This is a genomic window from Bacillus thermozeamaize (assembly GCA_002159075.1).
Taxonomy (GTDB): Bacteria; Bacillota; Bacilli; order ZCTH02-B2; family ZCTH02-B2; genus Bacillus_BB; species Bacillus_BB thermozeamaize.
The window spans coordinates 16,901-37,419 of record LZRT01000095.1 but is presented as its reverse complement, the minus strand read 5'-3'; the positions used below and the strand labels follow the sequence as shown (position 1 = coordinate 37,419).

The following is a 20,519-nucleotide window of genomic DNA, read 5'->3' as shown; positions in this document are numbered from 1 at the left end:
GCGAGATGAATGCGGTCGAAGAGGACTTCCAGGCTTTGGCTGAGCGCGTGGATCGGGCGCGAGCCGCCCTGAATGAGCTTCCGGATGATGCGCGCGCAAAGGCGATGGAGTTGAAGCAGGCCATCGAAGCGTTCCATGGACATGCCTTAAGAAGGCTGGTCCGTCTGCTGCGCGCATCGGAGGAAGGAAAAGAGCTCTTGTATCAGGCCGTGGATGAACCCTCCATCTATGCCCTGTTCCTTTTGCACGGCATCATTAAGCAAGACCTGTTTGCCCGTGTTGCCGCGGTGCTCGAAGAGGTGCGTCCTTATATGCGATCTCACGGCGGGGACGTGGAATTGGTCAAAGTGGAGGGAGAGACGGTCCATGTCCGCTTGCACGGCGCCTGCTCCGGTTGTTCGATGTCGGCTATGACGCTGAAAAACGGCGTGGAAGAGGCGATAAAAGCACGCATCCCGGAAATTCGCCATGTTGTGATGGTTGAAGATGAGGTCACCTCCGGCTATATGCCGCTCCATGGCACGGGCGTTGCGGGTGACTTGGAGCAGAGCGGCTGGCTGAAGGGCCCCTCGGTTGCGGAACTGGAAGAAGGACGGCCGGTTCGCTTTGTCCTGGCAGGGCATGATGTGCTGTTGGTTCGCATCAATGGAAAGGTAATGGCTTTTCGCAATCAGTGTCCCCACATGGGCATATCCCTCGAGCGGGGGCTTGTGGACGGCTCCTTCATTGCCTGTCCGGGACACGGTTTTCGCTTCGATTTAACCACCGGGGAATGCATCACGGCGCCGCATGTGCAGCTGGAACTGTTTCCGGTCCGGGTGGAGGAGCAGCAGATATGGGTGCGTCCCGCGTGACTGCCCACCCCGAGCGATGGCTGGGGGGACCGGCGCCCGGCGGTCTTGCTCTCCCGCCTGCCGGGCCGAGCCGCACAAACTTGTATGCGCCGCGGGGAGTATATTTGGACGATGAGGTCGTCGTCGTGGCCGACAGCGGCAATCATCGCGTCCTGATTTGGTACGGTTGGCCAGAGAGGGATCACGCCCCTGCGGATATCGTGTTGGGACAGGAGGATTTTGAGGCGGAGGGGCCCAAATTGTTCCATCTCCCGACCGGCGTGGCGGTGTACGAAGGATGCTTGTTCGTCGCGGATGCATGGCACCATCGCCTGTTGATCTGGGAAGGGTTGCCGAAGGACAGCAACCAGCCGCCCGATCGGATCCTCGGCCAGTCCGACCTGACGGGCATTTCTCCCAACCGGGGGAAGGAGGTCGGACCGACCGGATTTTACTGGCCCTACGGCTTTGCCTATGCCAATGGCTGGTTTTATGTGGCCGATACCGGGAACCGCAGGGTTTTGGGATGGAAGGGGATTCCAGAAGACGGCCGCCTGCCCGATCTGATCCTCGGTCAACCCGATGGTTACGCAAACCAGGAAAACCGCGGTCGGGGAGTGGGGCCGGACACGTTCCGCTGGCCTCACGCCATTGCCGGTGACGGGGGGACGCTGTACATCGCCGACGCCGGCAATCATCGCGTCCTCGGTTACACGCCTTTTCCGGCCGCTGACCGGCCAGCCGATTTGGTCCTCGGACAAGAAGACTTTACCCGGGCGTTTGAACTTCCGCATATCCCTCAGGGGCCAAGGCGGCTGCGTTTCCCCTACGGCGTCACGGTGTCGGGAAATACGCTGGCAGTGGCCGATACGGCCAACAACCGCGTGCTCCTTTTTTCCGGCTTGCCGCGCACGGGAGCTGGCCATCCGGCGGCCGGCGTCATCGGCCAGACCGATTTTGACGGTTCTGGAGAAAACCGCTGGCGGTCGGTGGAACGGGAGAGTTTGTGCTGGCCGTATGGGGTTTGGTTCCATCAGGACCGTTTGGCGATTGCCGATTCGGGGAACAACCGGGTGATGGTGTGGCGCGTTGAGCGCCTTGGATATTCTCCGCAAGAAGAAGGCGTTGTGGCCTTTATGCGGTGACTTCCTTTGCAAGCTTCGTTTTGACTGCGTGATACCAGTATGGGGGAGGGAGGCTTCCATGTGCTTGGCCATCCCGGGACAAGTCGTCGAGCTGCTCGACGAACATCACCATTACGCCATCGTCGACGTTTCCGGCGTGCGGCGGAAAATCAACATCGGTCTCTTGAAAAACCAGGGCGCCCAAGTGGGCGATTGGGTGCTGATCCACGTCGGATTCGCCATGAGCAAGATCAGCGAAGAACAAGCCGCGGAACAATTGCGGCTGTTGCACATGTTGGGTGAGTCGGAAGAGGCGCTGCAGGAAGTGCAGGGGTACCGGTTCGGAGAGGAGGGCAAATGACGATGAAATACGTCGACGAGTTTCGCGATCCGGAACTGATTCGCAAAACTGCGGAAGAGATCCACCGCATCGTCGATCCCGATGCCCATTATCGCATCATGGAGGTTTGCGGCGGCCATACGTATTCCATCTATCGCTTTGGACTGCAGGATTTGCTTCCCCAAAACATCGAGTTGGTCCATGGCCCAGGATGTCCTGTTTGTGTCCTGCCCATGGGGCGGATGGATGACGGCTTGAACATCGCCCGGCAGGAGGAAGTGATCTTTACCGCTTTTGGCGACGTGATGAGGGTTCCGGGACGGCAGGGGACGCCGCTGGAACTTCGCTCCAAAGGGGCCGACATCCGCATGGTCTACTCTCCCTTGGATGCGTTGAAACTGGCCCTTGACCATCCCGAGCGGAAGGTGGTGCTGTTTTCCATCGGCTTTGAAACGACGGCCCCTTCGACAGCGCTGACACTGTTGCAGGCGCGTGAACTGGATGTGCCAAACTTTTATGTGTTTTCCAATCACGTCCTCATTTTGCCGGCCATTCGCGCCATTTTGGATTCTCCGGACATGCGCATCGACGGGTTTATTGGCCCCGGTCATGTTTCTACAGTGATCGGCGCCCGGCCTTATGAATTTGTCGCGAAACATTACAATAAACCGGTCGTGATTTCCGGTTTTGAACCGCTCGACTTGTTGCAATCGATCCTGATGCTACTCAAACAATTGCGTGAAGGTCGCGCGGAAGTGGAAAATCAGTACCATCGCGTCGTCACGTGGGAGGGGAATGCCGCTGCGCTTCAGGCGATGGAGGAAGTCTTTGAGGTTCGTCCCGTCTTTGAATGGCGCGGCCTTGGCTTCATCTCCCAATCGGCGTTGAAACTGAAGCCTGAATTTGCCCGGTGGGACGCGGAAGTTCACTTCCGGGTGGAAGGGGCTCGCGTGGCCGATCCCAAAGCCGCACAGTGCGGCGATGTGTTAAAAGGGGTGCTGAAGCCGCATCAATGCAAATTGTTTGGCAAAGAGTGCACGCCGGAACATCCGGTGGGAGCGCTCATGGTTTCCTCGGAGGGGGCGTGTGCCGCGTATTTCAATCATGTCTACGTCAGCCAAGCGAGCGGCGGATAGGTTTTCCGCGGGACGCCTGCCTGACCTGCCTGCCTGCAAGGCAACGCAATGGCCGATTTGACATATGGAGGGAAATAGATGAAGACCACCAAAGTGCGCTTTACCGATACCCATATCGATCTGACGCATGGCGCAGGCGGCAAGGCCAGCCGCCGTCTCATCGAAGGATTGTTGGTTCCCTATTTGGCCAGCGATCCGGCGGCGGAGCTGCAGGACGTGGCGTATATCCATGCGGCTCATCATCGTTTGGCCTTTACGGCAGACAGTTTCGTTGTCAAGCCGCTCCGCTTTCCGGGCGGATCGATCGGCGAACTGGCCGTCAACGGAACGGTGAACGATTTGGCCATGGGTGGGGCAAAGCCGTTGGCGCTCGTGGCGACGCTGATCATTGAGGCGGGTTTGACGAGGGAGGAGTTGGAACGGGAAGTGGCGGCCATGGCCAACGCGGCGCAACGCGCCGGGGTGCCGGTGGTCGGAGGCGACACGAAAGTGGTGGAACACGAAAAAGCGGACGGGCTTTACATTACCACGGCCGGCATAGGCCTTGCCGATACACGGGTATGCCTTGCGGCCAAAAACGTCCGGCCAGGTGATCAAGTGCTGCTTTCCGGACCCATCGGCGATCATGGGATCACCATCCTGTTGGCTCGGGGGGAATTGGATCTGGAGGCCGACCTCACCTCGGATACGCGTCCCCTGTGGCCGTACGTCTCCGCGCTGATCGACGCCGCCGCGCCGGGCCTCCGCTGGTTGCGCGATCCGACACGGGGCGGCGTGGCCACGGCGTTAAACGAGCTGGCCAGGGACGCCAACGTGGCCGTGGTCTTGAACGAAGAGGCGATTCCGGTTCGGCCGGCGGTGCGCGGTGCCTGCGAAATATTGGGCTTGAATCCCCTGCACATCGCCAACGAAGGACAGTTTCTCGCCGTCGTCTCGCCGGAGTACGCGGAGGCGGCGCTGGAAGCGATCAGAAAGGTACCGGGAGGGGAAGAAGCACGACGCATCGGAGAAATTCGGGAGGAGCCGAAAAATGTGGTGTTGGCCCATTCGCCGTACGGCGGATCGTGGGTCATCGATATGCTGGTCGGCGATCCGTTGCCCCGCATTTGTTGAACCCATTGTCAAGTTTTTAGGACCCATCATCCGCGAAGTTCTGGAGGTGCTGAACAGGGATGCTTGAACTTTATGGCGCAAAAGGATGCCCTTACACAGGGGAGCTGCGAGAATCTTTGCTATGGGATGGGGAAGCGTTCGTGGAATACGACGTAGAAGAGGATGAAGAGGCGCTGAGGCGGCTCATCGTTTTGACGGGCGGGCGGACGGTGCCTGTTCTCGTCCGGGACGGATGTGTCGTCCAAATCGGGGTTCAAGGACGGGGCTGTATCGTTTCACCGCCTTCTTCGCAGGAAGATGCCGCATCTCCGAGAGGGTGAGACAACGTGAAAACGGCACGGCGCATTCGCGTTCGCGGCGTCGTTCAAGGGGTAGGCTTTCGCCCATTCATCTTTCGTTTGGCCAAACGTTGGGATTTGGGCGGCTGGGTGCTTAACGATCAACATGGGGTGGAGATGCATGTGGAAGGGGAGCCGGCGGCCGTTCAGACCTTTTTACAGGAGATGACCGCGCATTCCCCCGCCTCGGCTCGAGTGACCGCGGTCGAAATCGAAGACACGACGGTGGAAGGCTGGCCTGGTTTCAAGATTCTTCAAAGCACGCGTGATGACCGGCCCACCGTGTACATGGCCGCCGACATGGCCGTCTGTTCGGCTTGCCTGTCTGAGCTGTTCGACCCTGCAGACCGTCGCTACCTCTATCCTTACATCAATTGTACGGAATGCGGGCCCCGCTATACCGTCATCGAAAACCTGCCCTATGATCGCCCGCATACGACGATGAAAGCCTGGCCGATGTGCCCGGACTGTGCAAAAGAGTACGATGAACCGACAGACCGCCGCTTTCATGCACAGCCGAACGCATGCCCCGCGTGCGGTCCCAAATATGCACTGCATTGGCAAGGGGAAACGATTCGCGACCATGTCCAAGCCATCGAAAAAACGGCCCAGCTGTTGCGGGAAGGATACATTGTGGCCATCAAAGGGCTGGGAGGGTACCATCTGGCATGCGATGCCGAAAACTCCCGGACCGTGAAGATCCTGCGAGAGCGCAAGCGCCGCGGCGCGAAACCGTTTGCCTTGATGGCCAAGGACTTGGAAACGGCGCGTACGCTTGTCGAACTGGCTCCCGAAGAAGAGGCTCTTCTGACTTCTCCCGCCCGGCCAATCGTCTTGGCCCGTGCCCGCCGGCTCCTCCCGAACGTGGCCCCGGACAATTCCGACCTGGGCGTGATGCTCCCGTATACGCCGCTGCATCATTTGTTGTTTCACTACCATGCGCCACCGGTGCTCGTCATGACCAGCGGCAACCGTTCCGGAGAACCGATTGTTTACAAAGATCAAGAAGCTTTGGAAGCGCTCAAAGGGGTTTGCGACGCCTGGCTGATCGGCGAGCGGCCGATTGCCCGGCGTGTCGATGATTCGGTGGTTCGTTTAAGCGCTTTCGGGACGGCTGTCCTCCGCCGGGCGCGGGGTGCGGCTCCGCTTCCTGTCGCTGAACTGCCTGGTGAACGGCCCATCCTCGCCGTTGGAGCCGACCTGAAAAACAGCGTCACGTTGGTCGTCAAGGGGAAGGCGATCATGAGCCAGCATTTGGGAGATCTGGAACAATACGAAGCGTACACGGCATTTGCGCAAACGGTCCGTGATCTCCTGTCCATGTACGATGTCCCGTTAGAAGAAGCGATTGTGGTCTGCGATCTTCATCCCGACTATCACTCCACCCGTTTTGCGCGGCAATTGGCGGCCTCAGAACACGTCACCGTCCAACACCATCGCGCCCATATCGCCTCTGTCCTGGCGGAACGGAACGCGTTGGACAAGCAGGTGATCGGAGTGGCGTTTGATGGGACGGGGTATGGCGATGATGGGACCATCTGGGGTGGCGAATGGTTTGTGGGAAGCGCCGCCGAAGGGCTCAAACGGTGCGGGCATCTCCGCCAAGCGCTGCTTCCCGGCGGCGATGCGGCGGCGCGCATGCCGCTGCAGGCGTTGGCCGGATTTTTCCAGGACCTGCCGGCTTGGGCGGAGGACATCGGCAAGCGGTTGGCGTTGCCTGAACGGTATTTTACAGCGTTAAAACTGGCGGAAAAAAGACTGCGCGCGTTTCCCACCACATCCGCTGGCCGCCTGTTTGATGCTGCGGCTGCCTTACTGGGATTTGCCGGGAGCATTTCCTTTGAGGGCCAGGCAGCCATCTGGCTGGAACATCTCGCCCGCTCAAGCCCATTGGAGACGGTATATCCGTTTCCATGGGACGAAGAGAAGGGGGAGCTTGATTATCGCCCTCTGTTGATGGCGATGGCGGAAGACCGTTTGCGCGGGCGGGAGGCAGGCGCGATCGCCCGCTCATTTCACCGGAGCGTTGCTGAGGGGATCTATAGAAGCGTCCTTGCGTTGGGGGAAGCGCATCGGATCGATACGGTCGTATTGTCTGGCGGAGTCTTTCAAAACGCCCTCTTATTGAGCGATCTGCGGGAGTTGTTCGGGGAAAGTGCGATGCAGGTGTGGATGGGAAGGGGAATTCCTGCCAATGACGGGGGCATCAGTCTCGGGCAAGCGGCGCTGGTGGCCGCGACACATGGTACGGCGTAAATGATAAACACCCGGCTGTCTTCATCCTGCTGGAATCGGCGGTCGCGACACATGGTACGGTGTCAATCCCCCTTTCGGCGGGTGGCCGGCGATGAGCGCGCAACAGATGAGTACCCATCAATTCAAAGGAGGAAAAAAGGATGTCAGTAGCCATGATGGCCGTTTTTGGAGTCGGTTTTTTATTGGGATTGCGCCATGCTTTGGAACCGGATCACATGATCGCGGTCTCAACAATTGCCAGCCGGTCAGGGAGTTTGTACAAGGCCGCGATGGCGGGAATTTTTTGGGGGATCGGGCACACCATGACGTTACTCATCGTCGGCATGCTGTTAATCGGCATTCGGGTGACCATCCCTCCCACCGTGGAACAATGGATGGAAGCCGGCGTGGGGATGATGTTGATCGTTCTCGGGTGGATGAGCGTGCGTGCGATACGGAAAGAGAAAGTCCATGTCCACGCGCATGAACATGACGGGGAGCGCCATATACACTTTCATTCGCACAGGCACCAAGGGGATCATGAACATCACCACGATCTAAACCCGCAACGAGCGTCCATTTGGATTGGCATGATCCATGGTCTTGCCGGCAGCGGGGCGCTGGCGATGATGACGATGGCATCCATTGAAACCACCGTGCAAGCGTTCATCTATATCTTGTTGTTTGGCTTGGGAACGATCTTGGGGATGCTCCTTTTTACCGTACTCCTGGGGTTGCCTTTCATTCTATTCGCCAACTACTCGGAAAAAACGGTTCAGCTCCTCGGCATGGCGACCGGTTTCTTGTCCATTATTTACGGTGCTTATTATGCATACGAAAGCTTGGCGATCGCTTGAAGACATCTTATGGTTCGGAATCTTCTTTCTTCATATCCGTGTTGCCATCATCTTCGATTCATTACACATATTCAAAGGCATCAAAGGCATCATCCCTTTACGAATCCCCTGAGCGAGTTTGCCTTGTTGCGCAGAACTCGCTTTTTTGTTTGTTCCTTGCATGTTCCCTTGTTTTCCCGGATGTGTTACATTGTCATTGTACTGGCAAGCATAAGCCATTTTCAGATATAGAAATTCTAATAAATTTTAAGAAAAGTATAGATTTGACGGCGGGAAAGGGAGATGACAAAGAAATGAAAAAAGCGCTTGTATTGGGTGCCAGCGGCGGCATGGGATACGCATTGACCTGCGAGTTGGCGGAGAGGGGCATGGAAGTGGTGGCCTTTGCCCGATCCAAGGATAAACTGCAGCGTTTGTTTGGGGACATGAACCGGGTTACCATCGTTGCAGGCGACGTATTTCACCTGGATCAATTCATTGAGGCGGGTAAGGGGGCGGATGTGATTTTTCATGCCGTCAGCATTCCTTATCCACAATGGTACGACGGGCTGGCCAGATTGATGGAAAACATTTTAAAGAGTGCAGCCGTCAACCAGGCTGGGGTTGTCTACATTGACAACATTTATGCTTATGGCAGAAGCCCTGGAGAAAAGGTCACGGAAGAGACGCCCAAACGGCCGCACACAAAAAAAGCAAGCTTCGCCTGCAGCAGGAGCAAAAAGTGATGGACGCCCACCGGCAGGGCGTTCCCGCACTCATCGCCCATTTTCCGGACTTTTACGGCCCGAATGCGGAAAACACCATTTTGAACTTTACCTTGAGCTCGATGCTTGCCAATCGCTCCCCACGCTTTGTCGGTCCGTTGGATGTCAAACGCGAATACATATACACCCCTGACGGAGCAAAGGCGGCAGTGGAATTGGCCATGCGGGAATCCGCTTACGGCCAGCATTGGAATATCCCGGGATATGGCGTGATCTCCGGGCACGAATTGATTGAGATGGCAAGAAAGATCACGGGCAACCGGAAAAAGGTGAGCACCGTCGGAAAGGGGATGATTTCATTTTTGGGATTGTTTAACCGAGGCATGAGGGAAGTGGCCGAAATGTTGTATCTGACCGAGGAGCCGGTCGTGTTGAGCGGCGAGAAATACGAACGGTTGATTGGTCCGGTTCCCAAAACACCTTACGAAGAAGGCTTGCGCAAAACTTTGGCATACATGAAAGTCAACAGGGCAACTCCGTAAACGCGAAAGAGTGACCATCTTAAAAGGTCCGGATGCGAGATTCCAGCGTTTTCCGGACCTTTGATGCTTCGGGAAGAAATGGTTGACAAGAGACAGATGCAGCCATAAGATAAAAGTGAGCAATCACTCATTGAGTGATTACTCACTTTTATTATAACCATGCCCTGTATATCGCTCATCAAAAGCACAAGAGGTGTGAGGAGTGGATGAATTTAAAGAGGTTCTTGACAAGTTATTGAACGACCCCCATTTGACGGAGGATGAACTGACGGAACGGCAGTGGCAGATCCTTGAAGCGGCCATCTCGGTATTCGCCGAAAAGGGATTTGAAGCAAGCCGCACGAGCGAGATTGCAAAAAAGGCGGAAATCGCCGAGGGAACCATCTTCCGCTACTTTAAAACGAAAAAAGATCTGTTGCTGGGGCTTTTTTTCCCGCTGGTCGTTAAAGTATTTCGCCCCCTCTATTTGCGGCCGGTTGAGAAAATCATGGAGAATCAAGAGCATTTGCCGATTGAAAAAGTGTTGAAGGAGATTTATCTGGACCGGCTCCGTTTGGTCAGGAACCATCTTCCGCTGTTGAAAACGGTACTGGTTGAATCGTCGTATCATCCGGAGATGCTGCACCTTTTGAGGGAAGAAATTGTTCCGCGGGTTGTCAGCCTTTTGGAGGGCTTTGTTCAGCAAAAGATGGATGAAGGGGTTTTCCGGCCATTGAACCCGAGGCTGGTTGCGCGAAGCTTTGTCAGCATGCTGATGGGCTATATCATTTTAACCCAAATGTTTCCTGAACTGTTCTCTTTGGACGACGATGAAAAAGAAATGGAGGATATCGTCGACATTCTTTTGCACGGCATCTTGCGGAAAAACCATTCCGGGGAGGAGAGTCCATGAGTCAGAAGGCCGTGATTGAAATCCGGGATCTGAAACAACAGTTTGGAAAACTGGAGGTGCTGAAAGGCATCGATCTTGATGTTGAACGGGGCGAGATTTTGGGTTTGCTTGGGCCTTCCGGTTCGGGCAAGACCACTTTGGTCAAAGCGATTGTCGGCATGGGGAAACCCACCTCCGGCAAGGTGAAGGTCCTGGGCAGGGATCGCCTCCACCTCGCTGTCGGCGATTTGGACATCGGCATGTTCCTATCTTCTTTTTGAAGGCACAGCTCCCAAATTGACGGTGGAAGGTTCGGATCCCAATGTCACCAAGCTGGTGATTTTTGCCGTCCAGCAGACGCTTCAGGGGATGGTTCCGGAACAGATGAAGCAGCACATGGGGAATCCGTCGCCTCAAAAACCGGAAATCGACTATGTTTACGGCGATGAAGCGTTTGATCTATTTGATGCCTTTGCGCCCTTATTTATGGGATTCTTCATTTTCTTCTTTGTCTTCATCATTTCGGGCATCTCCTTTTTGCGGGAACGGATCAGCGGTACGCTGGACCGGATTCTGGCAACCCCGCTGCGGCGTTGGGAAATCGTGCTGGGATATTTTTTGGGGTTTGGCCTTTTCGTGGCCATCCAGACGCTGATCATCCAGTTGTTCAGCGTGTATGGACTGGATGTGGAAATGGCGGGAAGTTTCTGGGAGCTGCTCTTGCTGAACCTGCTTCTGGCCACCGTAGCGTTGTCGCTGGGCACTTTCCTGTCTGCATACGCCAGGAACGAATTTCAACTCTTTCAGTTTATTCCCGTGGTCATCGTTCCTCAATTCCTGTTTAGCGGCATCTTTGATCTTGCAGAGGCGCCGAATTGGGTAAAGGCGCTTTCACAGGTTTTTCCGCTTACGTATGCGGCAGAGGCACTGCGCGACGTGATGATCCGCGGATACCATCTCGATGATGTCCGGTTGCACATTTGCGTTTTGTTGGGATTTGCGCTTTTCTTCCTGACGCTCAATACCTTGGCACTGAAAAAATACCGCAAAACATGAAGCCAATGAGAGGGAAGCTGATGTTAAAGCCAATTTTGACACTCATTGCGATTTTCTTGATCATCATTCATTTTGGCATCCTGTACTTTTGGATCGTCGATTATCGGCAATTGGTGACACCAGCCGGTTTGGCGACTTGGATTGGCTCCATGATATCGGGCATCCTGGTTTATTTTGCGTACCGCAAGTTTCTGGGCAATCAAACGTTTGCTGTTGTCAGCAGAAGAGCGATATGCGGTTCAACTTTGATCACCATTTTTTTGGCTGTTCTTTCGCTGGTCATTGAGGAAATTCAAAGGTCAATGCCTTAGAGGGAATGTGATGGCGCATTCCCTTTCATTATTGTTTTTCAGCGAGAGCCAAGGAATAGGGAAAAAGGTGTTGACAAAGCGACGAGGAGATCGCATAATCAAATCTGGATAACCAATGTTGGATATATAAGCTTAGGAGGGATCTTGTGACGCGGCTGATTATCCTTAGCCTGTTGCGGGAAAGGCCGATGCACGGCTATGAAATTCAGCAGTTCATCCAGGAAAGCCGGCTGGATCAATGGGCCAATGTGTTGTCGGGCTCGATCTATTACGCCTTGAACAAGATGGAGGAAGAGGGGTTGATCCGTGCCGAGGCAGAAGAGCGAACCGGCGCCAGGCTGAGGAAGATTTACGGCATCACGCCGGAAGGAGAAAAGGTCTACCATGAGCTGCTCAGGGAATCGCTGGTTACGCCGCCGCATAGCTTGAAATCCGACTTCTTGCTGGCGGTGAACCTCATCCACACGCTGCCGAAGGAAGAAGTGCTGTCGTTGCTGAGACGCAATATGGAGCAGCTGGAGGAAACAAAAGCGCTCTGGCAGCAAGGCTATTCCATCAAGAAACAGTACGGCCTGTCAGAAGCGTCCCGGCTTCTCTTTGAAAACAGTCTTCAAATGATGGATCTCGACATCCAATTGTTATACCGCTTGATGAAGCTGGTGGAAGAAGACCAGGCCGGGACGGAAAAGGGTTCACAATATATCAAAGAAAGGAAGTGGGAAGAGCCTTAAATTTTTTTGAGCAAATATCCAATGTTGGACATTCATTCTTGGATAAAGGAGGATCATGCCGATGCAACATCTCATTGAGGCTGAGGGATTGATGAAAAAGTATGGAGAACGCATTGTTATAAACGGCGTAAACTTTTCCGTTTCGCCTGGGGAGGTGGTTGCCATCATCGGGCCGAACGGCGCCGGAAAGTCGACGCTCATTGATCTGGTCTTGGGTTTGCGGGACCCCGATGAGGGAAAAGTGGTCTACTGGGCTGCGGATTACCGCAAGCATATAGGCGTGCAGTTGCAATCGACGCCATTTTTTCCGGAACTGACTGTGCTGGAGAATTTGCGGTTGTTTGCATCCCTCTATGGCATCCGTCTGTCCACGGAACAATTGGAGGAGGTCTTGGAAAAATGCAGGTTGAGGGAAGTCAGCCGCGTCTATGCGTCCCGCCTGTCCGGAGGGCAGCAGAAACGTCTTGCCATCGCGGTGACCGTGATTCACCAGCCAAAGTTGATTTTTCTTGACGAGCCTACCGCGGCGCTCGATCCAAGGGCGAGAAGCGAGATTCGGTCATTGATCGGTGATCTCGCCCGTGCGGGAACCGCTGTTGTTTTCACTTCGCACGATATGGAGGAAGTGAGCAAACTGGCTCATTGGGTCATCTTCATTTCCCATGGGAGAATCCTGGCGGAGGGGAGTCCGGATGAGCTGTTGCGAAAGTTTGGAAGCGAGTCTTTAGAAGCGCTTTACTTACAACTGACCCGATAAGGAGGAAAGGTGAATGGGTACGATTTTCAGGACATTTTTGGTCAGCGGGTTTCGTGACGGATATTTGCTATTCTGGTCGATTGCTTTTCCGATAGGACTGTTGTTGGGATTGGGATATTACTTTGATTCGCAAGGGTACCGGGAACAGCTTCTGGTTGGGACAGTGTCGATGAGCGTTTTATTTGGCGCTTGCATTACGTCCGCTTTTTTCATCATGTGGCATCGCAACCGCGGGGTATACAAGCTGCTCCGGACAACGCCGGTTCCCACCGTCCAGTTTGTCTTGGCTTTTTCGCTGGCGCGCACCGTCATCATGTTGTTGGTCAGTTTGGTGATATGGTTCACTGGCGCCATTGTATTCGGGATTTTGCTCACTTGGCCCGCCTTCCTGCTGGTGCTGACAGTTCTTGCATTAGGGACGCTCTGCTTTACCTGTCTCAGTTTCTTCATTGCAAATTTCGCCCGCAACGAGGCGCAAACGAGCATGATTTCCAATCTGTTGTCCTTGCCGATGGTCTTCACGAGTGAAGCGTTTTACAGCATGCAGAATGCCCCGCAGTGGATTCAAGTCATCGGAAAACTGATGCCCTTTTCCTATTTTGTCGAAGCATTGCGCGCTGCCAAGCAAGGTGAGTTCATGGAACTGTTCCAACCGTTTTTGATTTTGCTTGCATTTACCGTTGGCATACTGGTTGTCGCAGTGGCCACCTTCCGCTGGGATCCTGATTTTTCCTATCTCAGACGGCCGCTGCGTTTGCGTAGCGATTCCCGATGACATAAGTTCGATCCTTTATTTTCGCTCTGCCTTTTACAAATAATAACAGGCTCATCTTTTGACAAAAAAAGCTGAAGCAGGTTGTCGCGGTTCTTGGATAATTTCGGATGTTAAGGAATGTTGTCTTTCCTGTTCATCGGCAAACCCTCACCTTCCGGGCAAATGAACATATGTTATGGGCAAATGAGCGAAATATCCCCTGCCAAATGGCAGGGGATGAGTTTGGGAGGGTATGCCGTGGATGACGGGTATGCAAAAAGAGCCTTGTTTGAGCATCGCTTTTGGCTGCAGGTGTTTGGGGATCACGCCCGATTTATCAGGGACAGCCTGGCTCCGGAAGAGCATGTTGAGATGCAAAGGGCGCTGTATTTTATCCAAGTATTTGACAGGTTGCTGGAGAGGGCAAGAGAACCTTTGTCCGGCCCGGCGTTGACCGAGCTGGCGCAAGAGGCCCGCGTTTATTCCCAACAGCTGAGGGAATTTAAGCTTCACCTCCTGCGACGGCATCTGGCGGGAAAAATTCGCATCGGATTGCCTCCAACGTTTTTGAATCACATGTTGAACGAGTTGGAGGAATACCTGCGAATCCTTGATTCTTTCATCATGGGTGATGAGCCTCCCGCCTTTCATCCCGTGCACCATCACCTGCTTTGGCTGCTGGATGCCGCGGGCCATGCCGCCACGATTACCTGCGAACTTGATCCGGCCGAAAAGCGGTTGAAGGAAGAAAGTCAAAAATTCGCAAGAAAATTTGAGAACTTTTACCTAAAAGCGGTGGAGATGGCAGGATATCTCAGGACCAACCTGAACCACTTTCCCGCGTTGTCCCGTTTTAACCGGCAGGTGGATTTGGAAATTCGTTTGTTTCAAACCTTCTTGAACGAATTGGCGGAGATGGAGTTGGATGATCAGGTCCTAGGCACCTTGTCTCCTTTGATGGCGGACCACATGTTTCGCGAGGAATGCTACTATCTGCACAAACTGGCGGAGAGTTCGGCCGCACAACAACCTGATTGCGATCCGACGAAACCCAGGCTCCGTCACTGAAAAGTCCGTGAAAAACACCAAACCCGGGGGAAGCCCCGGGTTTTTTGTGTTTATGCCTTTGGATAAGGCGTGGGGGTCGGTTTTTCCCCCGCATGTTTTTGCTCAATGACTGCCCGAATTTCGGGTAACGGCTTGCCGTCTAGTTTCATCTGGATGGCATCCCGTGCCACCTCAACGCAGACCCCTCAGGTGGCGCCCATCGGGTCCCATACCACTTCCCTGGTGGGCTTCACCTCCTGGATAAAACAGTCGAGGTTGCTGACGTGTCCGTGCGATTCATAACAACCGCAATAACAGGGCATGTAGGACAACGTCTCGGCATGTTCTGCCGCCAACAGATAGGTTTGTTGAATCTCTGAGGAAAAACGCTTGACATATGAGGGCAGCTCCTGTGGCGATGACGTAACCATGTCCTGTGTGTCCGCCTGCGAAGGGGAGCAGCCGGACAAGATGACAAGCATTGCGATCAGTGTGATAAACAGAGCAGGCAAACTTTTTTTCACATCTTGTCCCTCCATGTTTGTTTCATGATAGCAGTAACCGCAGCTTTTTTCAATGACGAAACGATGAACGCAAACTGCCGCCCGCCCCTGTCGAGATCGGCACCGCTGCAAACGAACGTTCTCCTTCGTTGAAATCATGCTCCCTTCACTTCTTCATTCTGTTCACCAAGCCTTCTCTTGTGATGTGTTTCATGTTATTTTTAATGAATAACGGTACTAGACTAGAAAAGTAATGTTTTAATCTTGGAGGAATAATGAACCAACAAAAAGCAGGGCTGGATCGTGCAGCCGGCCAAAGCCGAGATGAGGGGTTTGTCCAGGGAGTGAAAGATTGTTTGCCGACGGTGCTCGGGTACTTGAGCATCGGGTTTGCGGCGGGCGTGGTGGAGCGCACCGCGGGCCTGTCCCTGGCCGAAATCGCGCTGATGTCCCTGCTGCTGTATGCCGGTTCGGCACAGTTCATCGCCGCGGGGATGATGATGGCCGGGACGCCTGCGACGGCCATCATCGTCACAGTCTTTTTTGTCAACCTGCGCCACCTCCTGATGGGTGCGGCGCTGGCATCCTTTTTCCGGCATTTGCCGGTATGGAAAAACGTGGTGATCGGTTCCCAGTTGACGGATGAAACGTTTGGCGTCGCCGTGACCCGTCTGACAGGGAAGAACCGGGGGAACTATTGGTGGATGTTGGGGCTCAATCTGACCGCTTACCTCAACTGGTTTCTTGCCAACATGGCCGGTGGCATCTTCGGCGAGTGGATCACCCAACCGGAACGGCTGGGGCTGGATTTTGCCTTGCCCGCCATGTTCATCGGCTTGCTCATGTTGCAGCTGATGGAGCGTTCAAAAGTGGGAATCGATCTTGTCGTCGCGCTCAGCGCCGTGATTTTGGTCATCGTCGGAAGCGTGTTTGTCTCGGAAAGCATCGGCGTGCTGATGGCGACGATTCTTGCCGCAACGATTGGCGTCTGGTTGGAAAAAGGCGCGGGAACGGGGGAATAAACGTGGAAGTGAGATGGAGCTTTCTTTGGATGCTGCTGGGCGCATCGCTTGTCACGCTGATTCCGAGGATTCTTCCGTTTATCGTGTTGAACAGGATTCGCCTTCCGGACTGGGGGCTCCGTTGGCTTGGATATATTCCGGTGGCCGTCATGGCCGCATTGCTGGGTCAGGAACTTTTCGTGTCCGATGGAACGTTTTTGCCGCAGACCGACGGACTGCTTGCGGCTTTGCCGGCCTTTGTGGTGGCATATTTTACCCGCAGCCTGCTGGCAACGGTTCTGACCGGCATCGTGGCGATGATGCTGGTGCGCTTTTGGATGTAAGTCCTCAAAAAAATCCCGCCCCACTTGCAGCAGCGGGGCGGTTTTTTCAAGCTGATTTTTTACTTCAAGCTGGCTAGCCACTCGGCCACGTTTTTGGCATCCTCATCACTGACTTGGCCTTGGGGCGGCATTTGTCCGCGACCTTTTTTAATGATATCATAAATCGCGTTGGCATCCATCTTGGAACCCACATTGTTCAGGGCTGGGCCGAAACCGCCTTCAAGATTGGCGCCGTGGCAACCTTGGCAGGAGGCTTGATAGGTTTCCTTGGCTTTGGCTTCGTCAAAAGCCACGTTGGCATTGCCGCCGGTGGTGCCGTTTTGCTGTTCATTTTGCTGCGGTTGATTTGCACCCTGGTTGGTGTCGTTGTTCTCGGAAGCGGCTCCACATCCGGCCAGCGCCAGGATGGCTGCCAGAGAGAAGATACCGATGATTTTCTTGTTTAACTTCAAAAATGTTACCCCCTTCGTAAGAGTGGTTCCATCTTATCATTACCATAATCTTGCTGGCTAAACAACCAATGGCATCGCTTGTAAAAAAGTTGTTGAAAAGGTTGCTTGCGTGAAACCGTTTTATTTTGCCAAGTACGAACTTACCAGGTTCGAATGGGCGGCGAACCAGGCGGTGCATTTTGTATCATGTCAATAATCGGGACAGTATATGCAACGACGACCAAAACGGCGGTAATTGCCACCCATATTCCCCAGCGTTCCAGGATGGGCGGTGTGTCAACCGCTTCATCGGATACCTCCGCCAGTTGAAACTGGGGTTCACCTTTGGGCGCAAAGAACATCAGATTGATCACGATGACGAGCTCCAGAATGATGCCGATGAACAGGATGGCACCGCCGATGGCCATTACGGCCTGCATGGGGATCCAGTCGGCTGCCATGCCCTGATAGTCAGTAAAGGCGGTGCGGCGCGGCACGCCCAGCAATCCCGTCAGGTGCATCATTCCCGACATGATCAGCATGCCGATTGTCCAGACGACGGTCTGAATGATGGCCAGCCGGTTCATCGCCGGGGTGAAGGCGCGTTTGGTCAGGTAGGGAATCAGCCAGTATCCGACACCGAAAAAGGTCAACAGCACCGTCGTTGCGACGGTCAAGTGAAAATGACCGGTTACCCAGAGCGTGTTATGGACAACCTGGTTTAACTGAAAACTGGCATTGACGATGCCGCCGGCGCCAGCCGGAACGAAAAACAGCATCCCGACAAAGGGAGCCAGGAAACGGGCGTCTCTCCATGGCAACGTCCGCACCCAGCCGAACACTCCCTTGGCTCCTTTGGCCCTGCCGGCCGTTTCGAAGGTGGCAAACATGGCAAAGGCGGTCATCAAGGAAGGCACAACGACGGCCAAGGTCAAAATGACCTGCAGGAATTTCCAGCCCGGTTCAATCCCTGGTTCCAGCAGTTGGTGGTGAAAACCGACCGGGATCGAAAAGATGATGAACAGGACAAATGCCATCCGCGCCAGGGAATCGCTAAATACCTTGGTGCCCAATAGTTTCGGGATGGACAGGTACCAGGCCATGTAGACGGGCAGCAGCCAGAAATAAACCAGCGGGTGACCGAAGTACCAGAACAGTGTCCGGCTGAGCATGACGTTGATCGTGTCCAACCAGCCGAATGACCAAGGGATGAGCATGAACAAGGCTTCCACGGCCACGCCTATTGTGGCGACGAACCACAAGATGTAGGTGGCGACGGCCATAAAGGCAAACAGCGGAGAGAGCTTGCCGCGATGCGCTTTTTTCCATTTGGCATAGTTGGCAAAAATGCCGATGCCGCTGAGCCAGCTTCCCACCACGACCAAGGTCAGGCCGATGTAAAACCAGGGGGAGGCTTTCATTGGTGCATAGAATGTGTAAAGAACGGTTCCTTCATTCAGCAGAATCATCACGGTGGTCAGCGCGGTGCCAATCGTCATCAACCAAAAACCGGACCACCCCAGTCTTTTGGCGACGGGAGATAATCCGCCAGTCGTTTTGGCCACACCGGCAAACAAAAATCCGATAATAAAATAAGTGGTCAAGACAAGTGCCAGCAGTACGCCGTGTGCGGTGAGCAACTGATAATAACTGATGCCCCCGGGTAAAACGATCACTCCTCCACGCACCAATCCTTGGAGCAGACCGGCAATGCCGCCCAAGAAGAGAGCGAGAAACGCCACGTAGAAATGTGCCATTGCCAATCTGGCTTCATGACGGTTCAATTCATATCCCGAAGGATTCGCCATCTCATCCATTGTCTCCACTCCTCTCATGAGCTGACTGACATGAGGCTGACTAGTTGACAATCACTTTGCCCATCATCGCCTGGTGACCGATGCCGCAATATTCGTTACATAAAATGAGATATTCACCCGGTTCTTTGAACGTATAGCTGACGGTGTTGGCGTGTCCCGGCATTAACATCATGTTCACATTGGTGCCGGGGATCTGAAAACCGTGGACGACATCTTTGCTGGTGGCTTTAAAGTTGATTTTCGTGCCGGCCGGCACTTCGATCGTCCCAGGCTGAAATCCGAAGGCAAATGAGACCATGACCACGTCGTACTCGTTGTCTCCTACCTTATATACGCCCGGTTTGTTGTAGGGTGGAGCCAGTTCATTGGGGTTGTCGAGACAGGCCTGATCAAGATCGCTCGGCGGTGTCAGCCCGAGGGCAAACGTTTGCACGGCCAGAACGGCCAAAAAGGCAATCAGGGTCGCGCCGCCGAAAATCAGCCAGATGCGTTCATAGCGGTGCATGTGCATGCAGACTCACTCCTTTTTTCCCAGAACAAGGGATTGGCAGTGTTAAAGACGGTTCATATAAACTGCGAAAATCATTCCCCAAACGACGATCAGCGTCGCACCGAGCAGCATGACGGAGGCCAACGTTCCTTTCAGGTTCGGCTCATGATCGTCCGTCCTTGCCTTGGCTGAGATCTTGGCGCCCGGTTTGGCCATTTGCGCTCCCTCCTTTCTTGATGGATGTGGGGTGTATCTATTTTTAACGTAGTACTTGCTCTTGCAATTTGAAATAGCTTTTTGGGCCCATTCGCTGACAACATTTTGAGAGATGTTTGAAAAATTGTTGTCGAACAGATGTTTTCACAAGAATGTCACACATTCGCCCTGTTGGAGGGGTGCAATCAAGGCGCATTTGTGTCATTGATCGTGTTAAACGAATGCATAGGGGATTGTCGGTTAGAATAACCGGACAGCGGTGGCCGCGAGGCGTGTAGTGAACAGGAGGGGTTAAGGTGTCTATTCTTCAAAGGAAAGGGTTTGTCATCAGCATCGCCGTTCTTTTGGCGGCAATTCTCGGGATGGTGGCGTACACGTTATGGTGGCGGGCCAATGCGCTTCCCGTTTTGGGTACAGCCTCTGATTTCACCCTGGAGTCGGCACATGGCGGTGAGGTCAGTTTTCATGAGTCGGACGGCAAGGTGCGGGTGGTCGAATTTATGTATACCAGCTGCCCGGATGTGTGCGCGCCGACCACCATGGCCATGGCCAAAATGCAGGAAGCGATTAAAGCGAAAGGATTGTCAGATCGCGTGCAATTCATCAGCATCACATTGGATCCGGAAGTGGATACGCCGGAAGTCCTGCAAGCCTACAGCCAGCGTGTGGGAGCCGAGCTGGACAATTGGGTGTTTTTGCGCGGCGAGGAAGCGAAACTTCAGGAAATCGTTCGGTCTTACGGTTTTTACTTTCAAAAGCAGGACAATGGCCTGGTGGCACACACCTCCCGATTCTTCCTCGTCGATCAAGATCGCAAAATCCGGGCGTTATACGAGATGGGTTTGGAAGCAGATGACGCCCAGGTGGTCAAGGACATTGAACGGTTGTTGTAAATGGGATCGTGGTTGCGTCACAAAGCATTTGGCAGCAAAAAAGCCGCTTGCCCGGTTTTTCGGGCAGCGGCTTTT

The 20,519-nt window shown here is 54.2% G+C and carries 23 protein-coding genes and 1 pseudogene; 20 read left to right on the top strand and 4 right to left on the bottom strand.

Going from position 1 to position 20,519, the window contains the following annotated elements:
- The first annotated feature begins 5 nt into the window (after positions 1 to 5).
- The 17 genes and pseudogenes from BAA01_15175 to BAA01_15095 all read left to right on the top strand — a co-directional run bounded on the left by BAA01_15175 (position 6) and on the right by BAA01_15095 (position 14,770).
- On the top strand, positions 6 to 854 hold the full coding sequence (locus BAA01_15175) for a hypothetical protein (GenBank protein OUM85929.1): 849 nt from the start codon (positions 6 to 8) through the stop codon (positions 852 to 854).
- The gene (locus tag BAA01_15170) at positions 836 to 1,978 is read left to right on the top strand and encodes a hypothetical protein (protein OUM85928.1); all 1,143 of its coding nucleotides are present in this window, start codon (positions 836 to 838) and stop codon (positions 1,976 to 1,978) included. Before BAA01_15175 ends, BAA01_15170 begins: the two co-directional genes overlap by 19 nt.
- A 58-nt stretch (positions 1,979 to 2,036) precedes the next feature.
- Complete coding sequence (locus BAA01_15165; GenBank protein OUM85927.1) at positions 2,037 to 2,318, top strand: hydrogenase assembly protein HypC; 282 nt, start codon at positions 2,037 to 2,039, stop codon at positions 2,316 to 2,318.
- Between the two features lie 2 nt (positions 2,319 to 2,320).
- On the top strand, positions 2,321 to 3,433 hold the full coding sequence (locus BAA01_15160; GenBank protein OUM85926.1) for a hydrogenase formation protein HypD: 1,113 nt from the start codon (positions 2,321 to 2,323) through the stop codon (positions 3,431 to 3,433).
- Between the two features lie 78 nt (positions 3,434 to 3,511).
- Entirely contained in the window at positions 3,512 to 4,546 is a 1,035-nt protein-coding gene (locus BAA01_15155; protein ID OUM85925.1) for a hydrogenase expression/formation protein HypE, read from the top strand.
- 59 nt (positions 4,547 to 4,605) lie between these two features.
- Positions 4,606 to 4,866, top strand: a complete 261-nt coding sequence (locus BAA01_15150; protein OUM85924.1) for an NrdH-redoxin — start codon at positions 4,606 to 4,608, stop codon at positions 4,864 to 4,866.
- Positions 4,867 to 4,872: 6 nt separating this feature from the next.
- Positions 4,873 to 7,140 (top strand): carbamoyltransferase HypF, encoded by a 2,268-nt coding sequence (locus tag BAA01_15145; GenBank protein OUM85923.1) that lies wholly within the window; start codon positions 4,873 to 4,875, stop codon positions 7,138 to 7,140.
- Positions 7,141 to 7,280: 140 nt separating this feature from the next.
- Positions 7,281 to 7,976 carry a hypothetical protein gene (locus BAA01_15140; protein OUM85922.1) on the top strand — a complete coding sequence of 232 codons (696 nt, stop codon included), beginning with the start codon at positions 7,281 to 7,283 and terminating at the stop codon, positions 7,974 to 7,976.
- 293 nt (positions 7,977 to 8,269) lie between these two features.
- Positions 8,270 to 9,222: pseudogene (locus BAA01_15135) on the top strand (short chain dehydrogenase).
- Positions 9,223 to 9,424: 202 nt separating this feature from the next.
- Positions 9,425 to 10,114, top strand: coding sequence for a transcriptional regulator (locus BAA01_15130; protein ID OUM85921.1), 690 nt, complete (start codon positions 9,425 to 9,427; stop codon positions 10,112 to 10,114).
- The gene (locus BAA01_15125) at positions 10,111 to 10,374 is read left to right on the top strand and encodes a hypothetical protein (protein ID OUM85920.1); all 264 of its coding nucleotides are present in this window, start codon (positions 10,111 to 10,113) and stop codon (positions 10,372 to 10,374) included. Before BAA01_15130 ends, BAA01_15125 begins: the two co-directional genes overlap by 4 nt.
- Positions 10,375 to 10,390: 16 nt before the next feature.
- On the top strand, positions 10,391 to 11,149 hold the full coding sequence (locus BAA01_15120; protein OUM85919.1) for a hypothetical protein: 759 nt from the start codon (positions 10,391 to 10,393) through the stop codon (positions 11,147 to 11,149).
- Between the two features lie 20 nt (positions 11,150 to 11,169).
- The gene (locus tag BAA01_15115; protein OUM85918.1) at positions 11,170 to 11,460 is read left to right on the top strand and encodes a hypothetical protein; all 291 of its coding nucleotides are present in this window, start codon (positions 11,170 to 11,172) and stop codon (positions 11,458 to 11,460) included.
- A gap of 146 nt (positions 11,461 to 11,606) precedes the next feature.
- On the top strand, positions 11,607 to 12,191 hold the full coding sequence (locus BAA01_15110) for a PadR family transcriptional regulator (protein OUM85917.1): 585 nt from the start codon (positions 11,607 to 11,609) through the stop codon (positions 12,189 to 12,191).
- Between the two features lie 55 nt (positions 12,192 to 12,246).
- On the top strand, positions 12,247 to 12,948 hold the full coding sequence (locus BAA01_15105; protein OUM85916.1) for an ABC transporter: 702 nt from the start codon (positions 12,247 to 12,249) through the stop codon (positions 12,946 to 12,948).
- Between the two features lie 13 nt (positions 12,949 to 12,961).
- Positions 12,962 to 13,723, top strand: a complete 762-nt coding sequence (locus BAA01_15100) for a hypothetical protein (protein ID OUM85915.1) — start codon at positions 12,962 to 12,964, stop codon at positions 13,721 to 13,723.
- A 216-nt stretch (positions 13,724 to 13,939) separates the two neighbouring features.
- A complete protein-coding gene (locus BAA01_15095) occupies positions 13,940 to 14,770 on the top strand; it encodes a hypothetical protein (GenBank protein OUM85960.1) in 831 nt (276 codons plus the stop codon).
- Between the two features lie 185 nt (positions 14,771 to 14,955).
- Here BAA01_15095 and BAA01_15090 read toward each other — a convergent pair whose 3' ends face one another.
- Positions 14,956 to 15,384, bottom strand: a complete 429-nt coding sequence (locus BAA01_15090) for a hypothetical protein (GenBank protein ID OUM85914.1) — start codon at positions 15,382 to 15,384, stop codon at positions 14,956 to 14,958.
- 143 nt (positions 15,385 to 15,527) lie between these two features.
- On the opposite strand from BAA01_15090, the gene BAA01_15085 reads away from it, so the two are divergent.
- Entirely contained in the window at positions 15,528 to 16,274 is a 747-nt protein-coding gene (locus BAA01_15085) for a branched-chain amino acid ABC transporter permease (GenBank protein ID OUM85913.1), read from the top strand.
- A 2-nt stretch (positions 16,275 to 16,276) separates the two neighbouring features.
- Positions 16,277 to 16,597 carry a branched-chain amino acid ABC transporter gene (locus BAA01_15080; protein ID OUM85912.1) on the top strand — a complete coding sequence of 107 codons (321 nt, stop codon included), beginning with the start codon at positions 16,277 to 16,279 and terminating at the stop codon, positions 16,595 to 16,597.
- 59 nt (positions 16,598 to 16,656) lie between these two features.
- On the opposite strand, the gene BAA01_15075 is transcribed toward BAA01_15080, so the two are convergent.
- From BAA01_15075 to BAA01_15065, 3 genes are all read right to left on the bottom strand, one after another.
- Entirely contained in the window at positions 16,657 to 17,049 is a 393-nt protein-coding gene (locus tag BAA01_15075; protein OUM85911.1) for a hypothetical protein, read from the bottom strand.
- A 140-nt stretch (positions 17,050 to 17,189) separates the two neighbouring features.
- On the bottom strand, positions 17,190 to 18,836 hold the full coding sequence (locus tag BAA01_15070) for a cytochrome C (protein ID OUM85959.1): 1,647 nt from the start codon (positions 18,834 to 18,836) through the stop codon (positions 17,190 to 17,192).
- Between the two features lie 49 nt (positions 18,837 to 18,885).
- Positions 18,886 to 19,356, bottom strand: a complete 471-nt coding sequence (locus BAA01_15065; GenBank protein ID OUM85910.1) for a cytochrome C oxidase subunit II — start codon at positions 19,354 to 19,356, stop codon at positions 18,886 to 18,888.
- Positions 19,357 to 19,847: 491 nt separating this feature from the next.
- Between BAA01_15065 and BAA01_15060 the strand changes: the two genes are divergently transcribed.
- Complete coding sequence (locus tag BAA01_15060) at positions 19,848 to 20,444, top strand: hypothetical protein (GenBank protein ID OUM85909.1); 597 nt, start codon at positions 19,848 to 19,850, stop codon at positions 20,442 to 20,444.
- Positions 20,445 to 20,519 lie beyond the last annotated feature (75 nt).

Coding starts and splice junctions, on each gene's coding strand:
- BAA01_15140 (OUM85922.1), top strand. CDS start 7,281: ATGTCAGTAGCCATGATGGCCGTTTTTGGAGTCGGTTTTTTATTGGGA.
- BAA01_15070 (OUM85959.1), bottom strand. CDS start 18,836: ATGGCGAATCCTTCGGGATATGAATTGAACCGTCATGAAGCCAGATTG.
- BAA01_15100 (OUM85915.1), top strand. CDS start 12,962: ATGGGTACGATTTTCAGGACATTTTTGGTCAGCGGGTTTCGTGACGGA.
- BAA01_15085 (OUM85913.1), top strand. CDS start 15,528: ATGAACCAACAAAAAGCAGGGCTGGATCGTGCAGCCGGCCAAAGCCGA.
- BAA01_15170 (OUM85928.1), top strand. CDS start 836: ATGGGTGCGTCCCGCGTGACTGCCCACCCCGAGCGATGGCTGGGGGGA.
- BAA01_15115 (OUM85918.1), top strand. CDS start 11,170: ATGTTAAAGCCAATTTTGACACTCATTGCGATTTTCTTGATCATCATT.
- BAA01_15065 (OUM85910.1), bottom strand. CDS start 19,356: ATGCACATGCACCGCTATGAACGCATCTGGCTGATTTTCGGCGGCGCG.
- BAA01_15155 (OUM85925.1), top strand. CDS start 3,512: ATGAAGACCACCAAAGTGCGCTTTACCGATACCCATATCGATCTGACG.
- BAA01_15105 (OUM85916.1), top strand. CDS start 12,247: ATGCCGATGCAACATCTCATTGAGGCTGAGGGATTGATGAAAAAGTAT.
- BAA01_15095 (OUM85960.1), top strand. CDS start 13,940: ATGAGTTTGGGAGGGTATGCCGTGGATGACGGGTATGCAAAAAGAGCC.
- BAA01_15125 (OUM85920.1), top strand. CDS start 10,111: ATGAGTCAGAAGGCCGTGATTGAAATCCGGGATCTGAAACAACAGTTT.
- BAA01_15150 (OUM85924.1), top strand. CDS start 4,606: ATGCTTGAACTTTATGGCGCAAAAGGATGCCCTTACACAGGGGAGCTG.
- BAA01_15165 (OUM85927.1), top strand. CDS start 2,037: ATGTGCTTGGCCATCCCGGGACAAGTCGTCGAGCTGCTCGACGAACAT.
- BAA01_15160 (OUM85926.1), top strand. CDS start 2,321: ATGAAATACGTCGACGAGTTTCGCGATCCGGAACTGATTCGCAAAACT.
- BAA01_15175 (OUM85929.1), top strand. CDS start 6: ATGAATGCGGTCGAAGAGGACTTCCAGGCTTTGGCTGAGCGCGTGGAT.